Annotated in this window: 7 protein-coding genes and 3 pseudogenes; 4 read left to right on the forward strand and 6 right to left on the reverse strand. The window is 35.7% G+C overall.

Annotated features, from left to right (window positions below):
• Positions 1-40 precede the first annotated feature (40 nt).
• Entirely contained in the window at positions 41-361 is a 321-nt protein-coding gene (locus tag ACFQZ1_RS15470; RefSeq protein ID WP_377883081.1) for a YqfO family protein, read from the forward strand.
• 102 nt (positions 362-463) lie between these two features.
• On the opposite strand, the gene ACFQZ1_RS15475 is transcribed toward ACFQZ1_RS15470, so the two are convergent.
• From ACFQZ1_RS15475 to ACFQZ1_RS15485, 3 genes and pseudogenes are all read right to left on the reverse strand, one after another.
• Positions 464-1,012 (reverse strand): DUF2179 domain-containing protein, encoded by a 549-nt coding sequence (locus tag ACFQZ1_RS15475; protein WP_377883082.1) that lies wholly within the window; start codon positions 1,010-1,012, stop codon positions 464-466.
• Positions 1,013-1,590: 578 nt separating this feature from the next.
• Positions 1,591-3,666, reverse strand: coding sequence for a serine hydrolase domain-containing protein (locus ACFQZ1_RS15480; protein WP_377883084.1), 2,076 nt, complete (start codon positions 3,664-3,666; stop codon positions 1,591-1,593).
• A 90-nt stretch (positions 3,667-3,756) separates the two neighbouring features.
• Positions 3,757-4,322, reverse strand: a pseudogene (locus ACFQZ1_RS15485) (hypothetical protein).
• A 361-nt stretch (positions 4,323-4,683) separates the two neighbouring features.
• On the opposite strand from ACFQZ1_RS15485, the pseudogene ACFQZ1_RS15490 reads away from it, so the two are divergent.
• Positions 4,684-4,846 (forward strand): annotated as a pseudogene (locus ACFQZ1_RS15490) (zinc ribbon domain-containing protein); the annotation flags it as partial.
• 356 nt (positions 4,847-5,202) lie between these two features.
• Positions 5,203-5,978 (forward strand): annotated as a pseudogene (locus ACFQZ1_RS15495) (CPBP family glutamic-type intramembrane protease).
• Positions 5,979-6,608: 630 nt separating this feature from the next.
• Here ACFQZ1_RS15495 and ACFQZ1_RS15500 read toward each other — a convergent pair.
• The 3 genes from ACFQZ1_RS15500 to ACFQZ1_RS15510 all read right to left on the reverse strand — a co-directional run bounded on the left by ACFQZ1_RS15500 (position 6,609) and on the right by ACFQZ1_RS15510 (position 10,833).
• Complete coding sequence (locus ACFQZ1_RS15500) at positions 6,609-7,646, reverse strand: serine hydrolase domain-containing protein (protein ID WP_377883086.1); 1,038 nt, start codon at positions 7,644-7,646, stop codon at positions 6,609-6,611.
• A gap of 801 nt (positions 7,647-8,447) precedes the next feature.
• Positions 8,448-10,238, reverse strand: a complete 1,791-nt coding sequence (locus ACFQZ1_RS15505) for a response regulator (RefSeq protein WP_377883088.1) — start codon at positions 10,236-10,238, stop codon at positions 8,448-8,450.
• A 4-nt stretch (positions 10,239-10,242) separates the two neighbouring features.
• Positions 10,243-10,833 (reverse strand): sensor domain-containing protein, encoded by a 591-nt coding sequence (locus ACFQZ1_RS15510; protein ID WP_377883089.1) that lies wholly within the window; start codon positions 10,831-10,833, stop codon positions 10,243-10,245.
• Between the two features lie 278 nt (positions 10,834-11,111).
• On the opposite strand from ACFQZ1_RS15510, the gene ACFQZ1_RS15515 reads away from it, so the two are divergent.
• Positions 11,112-13,142, forward strand: coding sequence for a serine hydrolase domain-containing protein (locus ACFQZ1_RS15515; protein ID WP_377883091.1), 2,031 nt, complete (start codon positions 11,112-11,114; stop codon positions 13,140-13,142).
• Positions 13,143-13,536 lie beyond the last annotated feature (394 nt).

The raw sequence follows: 13,536 nt of genomic DNA on the forward strand, positions 1-13,536 counted from the left end.
TGAATTTTTTAAAATAAAATCTGTTTTAAGGAGCTAGAAAATGGATGTTAAATTTGTAAAAGTTGAGGTACTATTACCAGAAGAATACATAGAAACATTAAGAAGTAAACTGAACGATATTGGTGTTTTAACAATAGGTAAATATGATCATGTTATTTCTTACTCACTTGTTAAAGGATCTTGGAGGCCATTGGAAGAATCAAAACCTTTTAGTGGTCCTATAGGAGAAATATGCTTTGGGACTGAATATAAAATGGAGTTTAGATGTTTATATCAGAACATTGAAGAAGTACTAAGCATGATTAAGAACGTCCATCCCTATGAAGAACCTGTAATTAACGTGTTGCCTTTATTGTTCTGAGTTTCTCCTAAAATCCACCCAGTGAAACGTTATAAAAGTCCGTTCAAACTAACATGAAATTAATTAGAGAAAAGGCGAAGCCACTCAGCTCCGCCTTTTCTCTTATGATGCCTGATCATCTTTCTTCTTCATTAACGCACGTTTTTTCATCGCTTTTGTTAAATATCCGCCCTTGAAAGAGCGAATTTCGTAAGAAGCCATAAATGCCTTCGGTGCGATTTCATTAATAATCTCTAACAACTCTTTTTCACGTGAACGTTTTGCTACAATATCTAAACGGTAGCGCTCAGAATCAATTCCTTCTCCGATAAAGACTGTCACACCAAATCCTGCATGTCTTAGTGCAGTCACAAGTTCTTCGCAACGCTCTAGTAAACTAACATTATACGTAATATATCCAATTGCTAATTTATTTTCAATATAACCGCCAAGTAACAACCCAGCACTAAACCCAAGGACATAAGCTACAATATTCATCATGTTTGATAAGTCTTGAAATACAATTCCTAAACTAACAATATAAATGACTCCTTCTAACAACCCAACACCAGCAGCGGACTTCGTTTGATTCTTTACAAGCAGAATAGTACGGATTGTTAAAATTGGCACGTAAATAATTTGCAGTAAGAAAATAAGTAACGCTTGTAACATATGTATCCACCTCTTCCTAAAAGTCTGTTGTCATAATAACACACAAGGTTGTAAGAAAGTGATGAATTTTCTTTATTTTCTTTCTATTGCAATTCAAAAACTTCAAAAATAACAAAGAAAAAGAATCCTAGATTTAGGATTCAATCTAATAATTAGTTCTTGAAATCATAAAATTTCTCAAAATGAGGTATCACCACATGCACATCAACCTAACATTTTATAGTGTCCCCAGAACAAAATTTTGTGCTAACTTGTAACAAGATAGCTCTTTCGTTTTTAGATTATTAATTTCTTAAGTAGAAATGATAGGGGTACATTATTGGTTACATGAAAAAGTGCCAATCTTATCGATAATTTTATCATTTTAGCCAAGAAGACCCCTTCCTCAAGGAACGCGAAGTGAGTAGGTGGGGATGAATTGGCTTAGGACAAAGGATATCAGAATTGGGGGGAGTTCAAAGTGCTTGAGCGTGGTATTATTCAAGTTTTTTCATTGAGAATGCATAAATACAAACAAAACCAGTAATACATCTTTTCTGTGCCTTACTGGTTTTGTTAAAGGTCATCTTAAATTGTAGCTAGTTCAACGCAATTGTAAATTCTGAGTTCGGTGCGCCAGCAAATACAACCGTTCCGTTCTCCGGTAGTTTTACTTTGTTGTTGTCACTAACAACCGTAAAATTGACGCATACTCCATTCTCATCATACACCGCGAATGAACTTCCTGATGGCAACTCCACAGTCATCGTTTTCCCTGCTGCCGTTTGCGGAATCGTAAACCATTTGGCATGCCCATTTTCTTGCAGTGTAACTTTCGATAATTGACCTGCATCAAGGGATTTTACGTTAGATTCACTGACGTATAAAAAGCTGGCCATCTCCATATATTCATTACCATCCTCTGTATAGAAATGAGCTTCCTTTGTATCCCGCCCATTCATCACGGGAATCTGAATTTGATGCATCGCCGAATTTGGACCTGTAATTTTTTTGCCGTCCCAATACCCATCCTTGATGGTAATTTGTGTGTTAAGAGGCATTAGTTGTCCTAGATAGTTCATAGAATTAAATTTTTCGTTAACGAGGTAGAACTTGCCACCCTCACGCTTCGCCCATGCAGCAGCTGTTTTCTTCGGTAACACATTGTTTTCTAATTTCTGGGCTAAATAGTGAGTCAGCACATTTTGCCCCAATCCCGGCGATAATTCATATGTGCTCTCTCTCAAATAAACTTTTCCATTCTTCTCTGTGACGAAGTTAAGCTTGGAAGTACCCTTCTCATTTATAAAGCTTCCATCCGCCGTATATACATATTTTTCTTCCGGTTTAGTTGGTAAAAACAGTTCTCCCTTCTTCGTAATTTCTATTTTGAAATGGCTGCGGCTATTTCCATAAAAACCCGCTTTTTTTACCACGTCTTGAGGTACTTTAGCCTTGACTGGTTTGCCGAAGGATTTATCTGGTTTTATATCCTTAATTGTCCCTTTCTCTTTAAGCCTAGCTAGCAGTAATTTGTTTGCTAACAGTTGATTTGTCATGCTGGAGCCGCCGGAGGACAATACAGCTGCTGCCATCTTCTGTTCCGGAAGCACGACCAATGTAGCATGTTGCAGTATCGTATCCCCACCCTTAGTCAACGCTTTTATCCCATATTCACTGAATGGGTATAGTTTCACACTATCCCAGCCAAGACCATAGTTGAACACATTTCCGCTATCTCCCGGCCACATTCCTTTTTTATATTCTTCTTGTTCCATCGCCTTGACTGCTTTATTAGAGAGAATTTCTTTTCCCTGTCCCATAAATATTTGTGAGAATCGCACCACATCTTCTGCAGTAGAAGAGATTCCTCCCGTACCAATCACATTCACCATTTCACTTGAAAGCTGTCCCTGGTATGTCGGAGAATACAGTCCAGCCCGCTTTTCGTCTTCCCATTTGTCTTGCGATGTTATCGTATGATTCAGTTTTAATGGCTCTGTAAACTTTTGATGTAGAAATTCAGTAAAACTCATACCACTGACTCTTTCTACCAAGATCTCAGCCAGTGTAAAACCGTCATTACAGTATACTGAGAACGCGCCAGGGTCTGCCTTCAAGTTTTGGTTGGACAATTGTTGCAACAAGATATCATGGGCATAAGCATCATTATCTTTAAATAAAAATGCATTATTGAACGTCGAACCTTGCAAACCCGAGGAGTGATTCAACAGCATACGCGGTGTAATACGCTTATATCGTTTATCTTTCATTTTGAAATCAGGAATATAGCGGGCAACAGGAGCATCCAAATCAACTTTTCCTTCGTCTACTAGTTTCATAACAGCCGCAGCCGTATATACTTTACTGGTTGAACCAATTCCGTATAGAGTATCTTTGGTTAGTGGTTCTTTCCCTTCTATGTCGTTCTTACCTGTCTGCCCCGACAAAATAAGTTTACCATTATCAATCAGCGCATACTGCACGCTAGTCGTCTCATAGGACTTCGTGAGCAGTGCAGCGTTCTCTGCAGCAATCTTCTCCAAATCTTTGCTAGCAACTTCTTGGCTAGCTACAACCGGAGTCTTACTGCTAGAAGACGCTAGCGCTCCTGTTGGTATGCTCATCGTTAGAGCTAAGGTAGCGGCTAACACTCCAGATAATTTATTTTCCATAAGAAAAATTCCTCCTTAGATAAATGATCGATTTCATCTTTTATTTGTTCAATTACAAACATCACATAAACTACTATTTTGGCTTTATCCCTACTGTCTAAATTCAACAAGTAAAATACTTTTAAAAAGACCAGTATTCTCGGCTCTACCCATACTGTTCAAATTGACGGTCAACATATGCCTACCTCCAGCAAAAGTATCAAATCCTGGAATAACACCTGTATGTCCCCCTATCGAGACAACATTAGGAAGTTTAATTTCATAGATTCCTAGACCATATCCATTGATTCCTCCCTTTCCTGTAGGAACTGTAGTGAGTATTTGTTTTAGTTGCTGTTCTTTCAGTAATTGCCACCAAGCAAATAAGAAAAAAATTTGTTTAAGTCGTTCCACTTCCAATGCGAAAGCAAAAATCTGTTTTCATCTGTTTCTTAGTTCTTATATCCGCTACACCAGCTGCATACCCCACATTTTTCTACCCTCGGAAGTTTTAGCGAGTATCCCTGGGTATCCAAGTTGCAATGTATCTCGCATTGCCTGTTCGACAGAGGTACGATCTCGTTGAGTACTTATTTGTAATGAACTAAGTATATTTTGAGTGGAGCCTGTTTTTATCATTGCGGTTGGTGTTAGGTATAATAAAGAGTTCCGGCAATAAAAAGTGCTAAATCTGCAAATGGGAGTTAATTATATATTTTCATAAGACACTCTTCCCCTCTATTCATATAGTATCGGCGGTTGTATATTATTTCTTACTAATTACACAGAAATCATCTTCATATTGTTTATTTTTACAAGCACCATACTGTCGTAACAAACGGTAAAACCTCTCTTTTTCACATGTATGTTAGTACCATAAATGATTTTTTTATTTAGAATGCGCTTATTACTAGTTTGGTTTTCGTATAAATAAATCCTATTTATCCTCCCTCTTTTGTGCTTCTCTATATTTGTATCCTACACAATAAAAATTTCTTTTTTCTTATGTATTTCTTACAATTTCCTTACGTTCAAATCACTTCTATTTGTGGATATCAAAACAAAGACGTTAAAAATCTGAATCTACGTAAATGGGACTGCCCTTCTTGTGGTGCACATCATGATAGGAATATTAACAAGTAGCAATCTAAATGATGATGCGATAAGGCCTCTAACCGCAAGGACTGCAGGGATAGCCTAATAAATTTGATTTCTATCGAACTCTTTACTTAGGAATTCCTCACTTCTAAGCGAAGTGAAAGTGGTGAAGTTCAAGTATAGGAGTACTATGTTAACTTTTCATGAATATAATGTATATCTTCACTATCTATTTGTGAATGAAGTTTCGGTAGCTAATGTAGATGCACCTATTTCAAGTATTGGTCCTGATGTAATATTTTTTAAAAATACAGCTATAATAGTAAGGAAATTCGGCGTTATTTTAATGCTGGACCGAACAAACATATTATTTCTAAAATTCAACCTAAGGTGGGAATGTATGTGAATGGAGATGAAAAATCAAATAAAACAGTGGTAAGTTTTATTTGATTAACCAACATTATTTTTTGGCCACTGTTTCTTCTTGTAGGAGTGATAAAGTTATTAGATTTTCCAGTTTGGATTTTTGATGTAATGCTATGTATATCAGCTTGGTCTTCTACCTTTGCTTTTGTCTTGCTATTTATGAAACTCTATCCTGGTCAGAGTTTCATACAATTCGTAAAAGATAGATTTAAAAATAAGATTAGGTTATCTATAGTTCTTACAGTAAGTACGATTCAAGTAATTATATTTTTGATGATGTTGTTTCTCGTGTCAATTAACAGTGAAGCAGATTCAATTTTTAATAGAACTTCATGGGGTGTGTTAATTTATTACTTTGTTAAAACTATTGTGTCCGGACCTCTAGGAGAAGAATTAGGTTGGAGAGGTTTTGCACTAATGGAGCTTCAAAAAAATATTCCCCATTAAAATCTTCAATAATTATCGGTTTTTGGTGGGGAATGTGGCATTTGCCTATATGGTTTACTACAGGTTTTACAGGCATTCATTTAATCAAATATATTTTGTTTTTTATGATTGCAATTATATCTACTACAATAATCATGACAACATTTTATAATTTAAATCGCAATTTGATTATTCCAATTATCATCCACTTTTTTTAAAATTTTTTTATAGGCATAATAAATGGTCAATTAATTGAATTAATTATGTACAATGCAATTTTTTATTTAATAGTTGCGGTTTTAATTATAGTTATAAATCCCAATGAGGTGTTATACGGAAACAAAACCAAAAAATATGCCAATGAAGATCGTGACTTGATTTAGTAGTAGTTTTACAGTTTTTCTATGTATATTCTATACAAGATTTGTAGACATAACGTCTTATTATCAGCAGCAAAGAAAAAGAAGGAACCCTACCCTCACAAGGGAACCTCTTTTTTGTTCTATAGATCTATACATTTTTTATACATGTCTATTATAGGGATGTTTTTAGCTTCTCGTTTGTTACTGGATTAGTCAAAAAGCTGTATAAAGTTTTGCATGCCCTTAGCATTTTTTCCAAAATGAAGGTGATACCCCATCGTCTTCAACTTATGAATTCAGAATTACTCCAAAACGAAAAAATGTGCTCAATTCTTGTAGACACCTATGAAAAGATGAAATTTTCACTTTTGGGGCCCATCAAAATTTTAGGTTGATGGCGATGTGACGCTACCCCATCGCTATCAACCTAAAAAAACAGGTCACCCCGAAAATGAGAATGCAGGGATAATCGATTTGTCATATTACCGCAACAATCGCAATGATCATTCCGAAAATTTAAAATACAATTCTGATTCTAAGGTTATTTCCGTTTGTTTGATTGGATTTTGAGAAAGTGTAAGATAAATTTAAAACAATATAAAACAACGTGGGGTAAACCAAATCCAAATACTGTATTCTACACTCTATTTTTTACTTTTCTAAAACAATTCCTGCTATTTTATTAGCATATTTTTTAGAGTCAAATTCATCATAGTTACTTAGTACCGCAACAGACAAATATTCTTTTGGAAACCGCATAAAGTGTGAACGATAACCTGCCCAGCTTCCTGAATGTTCCAGGTATCGACAGTTAAAACCTTCTGCAACCCTCAGCCCAAAAGCATAATCTTCATTGTCAATAATCGTTTCTCCAGTTGGAGAAACTTTCGGGCCTATTTCGCTCATTCTTTTAACAAGGTCTTTTCCACCAACGGTACCTGTAGTTAAATTCTCTCCCCATTTTACCAGGTCTTCAACTGTTGTATGAACTGCCCCATCCCCTGTATGTTCCCAAGGGCTTTCATAGATTTTATATATTCCTTGTTCATTCTTCGAATATCCGCTAGCAATTGATATAGTAGTTGGGTAGTAATCCACAATTGTTGTGGCCCTCATATTTAAAGGGTCAAAAATACGCTCCTTTTTAAACTGACGTAGAGACTTGCCACTTACTTTCTCTATCACTTGTGATAATAAAAAATATCCTGTATTGCTATACTCAAATTTTGTTCCAACTGGAAACCTTGCAATTTGATGACTTTTAAGATGTTCTAGCGATTCTTCCACAGTTAATGTATCAGTATATTTAATATTTGCTGCTTCAGCCAATTCCATATAATCAACTAGTCCACCAGTGTGATGGATTAGGTGTCTCAATGTTACAGGTTCAGCATATGCTCCTATAGAGGGGACAAACTTTACAATTGAATCATCTAAACTCAATTTCCCCTCTTGTTCTAAGAGTAATATAGAAAACGCTGTAAATTGTTTAGAAACTGAGGCAATATTAAAAATGTTTTTGGTAGTTATGGGTAGATTTTTCTCTATAGAAGCTAAGCCAACTGCACCTTTATAAGTTACTCCGCTATCGAAACTAGCAATATATGCAAAGCCAGGAGCTTTTGGTGAAAACTTATTAAATAATTGTTTGATCGATGTATGTGTCTTTTCATTATATGTATTATACATCTCAATCACATACCCTTCCCTTTAAATGATTAGAAATATATTAACCTGTTATCTTTCTCATATTGAATCCAATTAGAGTCCGTATCGGATTATGAAATCCAAAAATTGGATGATCATCTTCAGGCTAGTTGCGCAGACCTACTTGGATACTTCAGTTTTGGATTATCTTTTGTATCATTCCAATATATTTTAAATTTTAGAATTAGGTTCCACATTTCACTCCAACTCAAAACGACATATTTTATATTTGACTACAATAAAGCATCATCACACTAATTTCTTTAGTTTCTAAATTCTTCTCTTTTTAGAGGGCTTAAATTTAGTGAGTGCTATTATGCCCGACTTTACGGAAGTACCTCTTTTAATCCCAAAACCACTCATGGTAACCTAATAGATATTTTCGAAATGAGGGAAATAGCATCTAAATCACAGATATTATTGATCAAAATATCTATTTTACTTTCAGATTTAGGACTGATGTACCAGCGAATGTGAAAACTATTTACCAGTCCTCTGTGAAGACAGGTTTTAATAAAATATTCATCTCCCTTATATCTTATTGCAATTTCGGTTATAGTCTACAACTTTTATAGTCATCGTCTATAGTGTTTTACTTTCTCGATATAAAAATCCGAATACTCATTTTAAACAACTAAATTATATTAGACTATATTCACAAAAAAGCAGGGTTTTCCAACTCTTTATTTTTCATTGTAGTTTAAAATGTAGTATTGGGTTGTGATGCTCTGCATTATCTGTAAGTCCCCCATTGACTTCAGCTAACTAGTTCAAGTGAGAGTTTCAAGAAAGTAATCCTGTATCTTTTGCCTTTTGTACGGCTTCTTCTCGATTTTTAACTCCTAGCTTCTCATAGAGATTGGAGGCGTAATTTCTTACCGTTCCGTTTGACAAGTAAAGTTTCGAAGCTATTGTTTTATAACGGCTTCCTTGTGATAAGAGTTCCAAAATCTCTAATTCTCGTTTCGTTAATCCATACTCTTTTCCATCTGATTTTGATTCAAATGATCCTGTTTCTTCATTTTCTTCCCATATTCTATGGAACAAGTCATGATTAATCATCATGCCTCCTCGATAGACTAGACGAATTGATTCAGCTAGTTCACGCGAATCTATGGATTTCAATAAATATCCATCCGCACCATTTCGTATGATTTCTTTTGCCCTTTCTGTATTCTGAAAGGTTGACAAAATGAGTACACAAATTCCCGGCCATTTTTCCTTAATCATTTTAGTCGCATGAATCCCATCCAGATTTGGCATCTCTAAATCCATTAATACTACATCTGGCTTTAGTCTCTCACACAATTCCAAAGCCCGTTCTCCATCTTCAGCCATTCCCACTACTTGTAAATCCTCCTGTCCATCCAAAATTGTATGAAGACTTTCTCGGATGAAAGAATGATCATCGACAATACACAGGCGGATTTGTTCATTAGACAGTTGTACTTGTTTCGGTAAAACACATGAAATTAACGTCCCTTCCCCCTTTTTGGAATAAACAATGACTCTTCCTTGTGACTGACTCACACGCTCTTTCATTGCAGTTAATCCAAAGCCATCCTTCCACTCTTCTACCCCACAGCCATTATCCTGTACATCCAATCTTATCTGTTGTGGTTCAAAGTGAAGTGACACAATGATTTCTGTAGAATGCCCATGGCGAACAGCATTTGTTAGTGATTCCTGCAAGCTCCGATATAGTGTCAATTTTGATTGTTTGGAGGCCATATACTCTTCTCCTATTATTCGAGTACGTACATTTACTTTTGCATGTTTCTTAAATTCCTCTGTCAATTGTTGTAATGTGACAGCTAAGGGAAGCGATTCTTGTGATAAATCCAATTGATGTAAATACAGTCTTACTTCTTCCATACTGTTACGGGCCAATTGTAATAATGAATCGAGCTGTTGCTCCCCTTCCTTAGTTTTTAATTCCGTACGTAATGTTTCCATCCCCATAATAATTGAGGTATAGGAATGCCCCATCGTATCATGTAAATCCTTTGAGAGCCTGTCACGTTCCTCTAGTAAAGTAATCCGCTCAACTTGAGATATGTATTGTTCCAATACATATTTCTGGTTCCGAATAGTTTCACTTTGACGGTAATTAGTAGCCAGTAAACGAAAGAAAGAGCCCATAGCAAAAGCTAAACTGATTTGTAGGATGATTCCCCATAAATCTGTTACTTTGGAAAATATCGCAATGAGCAACGGGAACAAAATAATTGTGATAGGACCCGACCAGCGGTAAGATTTATGAGCACTATTTGCCGCAATCATAAAAGTTGGCATTAAAAAAGCAAGATACGCTGACGGAAATAATAAAGTTAAATAGAAACACACTCCGCCAAATAATATTATTTCAGTAAACAAATAATAGCGATAACTAAACATTAAACAAATCCAAGGTACTGAAAATGAAACGATTTCCCAAAGAATAATGATCCAAAGTGGTACTGTCAAATAATCTTGTTGTTGGATAGTCACTGATATCAATGATAGCCAAATAATAAAGCGTATACAAAGTAAGGCCCAATCATACCAGAACCATATTTTCAAAGTCTTAAACAAATTATCACTCCCTTATAGCTTTAAACATAGTACGTGTATACATTCCAATTATTCGAACTAAAAAGTTTCCAATACATATACGTATCCAGATGAGAATGCATCCAATAATCATGACAAAGAAAGCTTTCGTCCATGAATTCATAGTAATTCCCAATAAGTATATATTAAAATATCGAAAAAGTAAGGGTGTAACGATACATACTAGCGGCGTTACATACAGTAAAATAGCACATATAAGACTCATTATTCCGATGAAAAATTTCTGCATGAGCCAAAAAATAGCCCTCCAGTTGCTATTATTAAGGATTGTATCTCTCGCTTTAATCCATTTATCTCCCCCCTCTTTTTTTCTTGGTTCGAATAACCCTATCGATATATCCGTATAAACCTTCGTCTGAATGCGTTCATACTGAACAAACGTGTGAGTTGTTTGTAGCACCCAAGCCAACAAAGGAATACCCAAAAAGATAATCGTCATTACTAATGCAAATGTAATGCTGACCAGATAGAAACAAAAGTAAAAGAATCCGGATACAAAGGTAAATAACAAGAAATAGAAGTCTTGCAAAGTTTTTTGAGCTGATGCTTTTGTCATTAAAATCTCTCCTTCTCATTCATTGCTAATGCGTTAAAAGCTATTTTTTGATTCTAAGTATTTTTCTGTCACATACGGTAGTGTCAAAATGTCATGGTTTCTATGACATAGCTATTAATACAGCCGGATCCCACTCAATTTTTGCTGTTCTTTATAAATATGACAAAAGTTCACTATCGACTATGACTCGCCGCTTGCTACACTCTGTTCATACGCTAACGAGCCGCTAACTCGTTGTGCTAACAAAAAATTTCAATCAAATAAAGGAGCGTACAAAAATGAAACAAGCAATTAACAAATTGGGGATCGTTGCAATTCTTCTTTCTTCTTCAACCATGATTTCTGCGTGTTCCCAACAATCGTTAGAAGCAGGAAAATCAAAACCATTGGCATCCACGACTAATATCCAAATGACGAAAGGACCTAATAATAAAAAAGAAATAGAATCTTTTGCTGATCCGTTATTTGAAGAAAAAATGAAGAAGTACAATGTGAATGGTTCTAGTTTTGTCGTCGTTCATGATGGAAAGGTCGTTGTCAATAAAGGGTATGGATATGCCGATAAAGAAAAGAAAATCCCCGTCACTAAGGACACGGTCTTTCAAATCGCTTCAGTCTCGAAAACTTTTACTGCTTTGGCTGTGATGCAGCAAGTCGATAAAGGAAAGCTTAAACTGGATCAAGACGTACAAAAATATCTTGGTGGATTACAAATACCTAATCAAACAGAGAAACCTCTTACCTTGTTTGATATGCTCACTTATACCAGCGGGGTAGATTTTCCCGATCTCACAAATATAACCGGACCTGAATATATTAATGATAGTATATCGATGAAAGAATTTTTCTCTAAACATATGCCAACGGTGGTACGGCCACCGGGTGAAGTTTATACGTATGACAACGTCTCATATGCGCTCGCAGGGTTTGCAGTAGAGAATGTTACTAACACCCCTTTCTCGAAATATATGGAAAAGAATATTTTCAAACCATTAGATATGAAATCTACAAGTATGAGCTTTACGCCTGATCTTCTCGAAAGAATGGCTACACATTATGGCCCCACTGGCGATCCGATTCCAACAAGTGGGAGCGGTTTAAGGGATACACCACAAGGAGGCATTTTATCTACTGCGGAAGACATGTCAAAATACATGATTATGCAACTACAGAAAGGAAAGTTTAAAGACAAAGAAATTGTAAGTAAAAAAAGCATAGATATGATGCATGCCTATCAAGTTTTTGATGATAAGACGATTCCTATTGCGACAATTGGATTTGAAACACCTTTTAATGAATTTGCTAACGGTCAACACGTTGTAATGAAAGGGGGAAGTATGCCTGGACATCAATCACTGATGATTTTAGTGCCTGAACAAAAAACAGCATTCTTCATGTCTTACAATAATGATTCAATGATGAGTATAGACTTGTATGAAGCTCTTATGGATCACTATTTCCCTGCTAAGAAGAATGAAGTAAAAACAAGTTATCTCCCGTTAGAGGAAAAAGAAGCTCATAAATACTTGGGCTTATTCCAAAATACGCGTTTTGCTGCACTTCGCACTCATTTTACTTATGAAAATGGGAATTTGGTCATGGAGGGTGGAACAACTGGAAAACAAGTTCTCAAAATGATTCATCCGTTGTTATTTGAAGATTCGGAAGGCAACAAAGTTGCTTTCAAAAAGAATTCAGTTGGAGAAATCGCTTATTTTCACTACAACTCTCCTAAAACCCTAGATTTTGTAGCAGATGCCCAGAGAATTAACAACAAACCACCTTTTGATGACGTTCCACAAAAGAGTAACTATAGAAGTCACATTGATAATCTTCATGCCCTAAATATTATGGGTGCTAAAACAGGTAATCTATTCAATCCGATGGACATCATGACACAAGGAGAGTTTGCAGATACGTTGTTACTTGCTCATGGATGGAACGGTTTTCCAGACGACTCCAAGGAGGCCAGGGAAAAAATTATGAATGGAATTCCAGAGTATAACCGTGCAACTCCGATTACCAGACAGGTCGCAGCAACCATGATTCAAAACGTAAAGCAAATTCAAGACTGGAAAACGATTCAACCTGATAAAGCTATTAAAGTTAAATTACTTGATGCCGCAGATGACTGGGCAGTCCAATCGATTCAGGTACTTGCCTCCCAAGGAATTCTAGACCCTGATACTTCCATCAATGCTGACGGATCCTTTACCTTCCGTCCGAAAGATTTGTTACTGCGTCAAGAAGCAAGTGCCTTGCTGGATTTAGCTTTTAACTATTATGCACTGCCTATCAAACGACAGTAGATATTCATCCTAAATTGAATCATAAAAAAATTGGATGATGGTATCTCATCAGCATCAGGTAAAAATAACAAGAAATTCAATTTTATAAGAGCTTTATGGAAACGGTAACGATTCTAAAGATAATAAGATACATCTTTAGTTTATACATTTCAAGAAGGAACCTATTATGAAGTATGATAGGTTCCTATTTTGCTATATAGGGGAATCATACTTACCCATCAACTTAAGAAATTAACTATTCCCAAAAACGAAAAAATGAGCTTTTTTGTTACTAGTTAGCACAAAATTTCGTTTTGGGGGTACTATAAAATTTTAGCTTGATGGCGATTTGATGCTTTTTGTTTTGTTAGCTCGATGGTGATGTGATGGTACCCTTATAATGGAAATGATAATC

Origin of the sequence: Bacillus sp. CGMCC 1.60114, from assembly GCF_042676365.1 — a bacterium.
Lineage (GTDB): Bacteria > Bacillota > Bacilli > Bacillales > Bacillaceae_G > Bacillus_A > Bacillus_A rhizoplanae_A.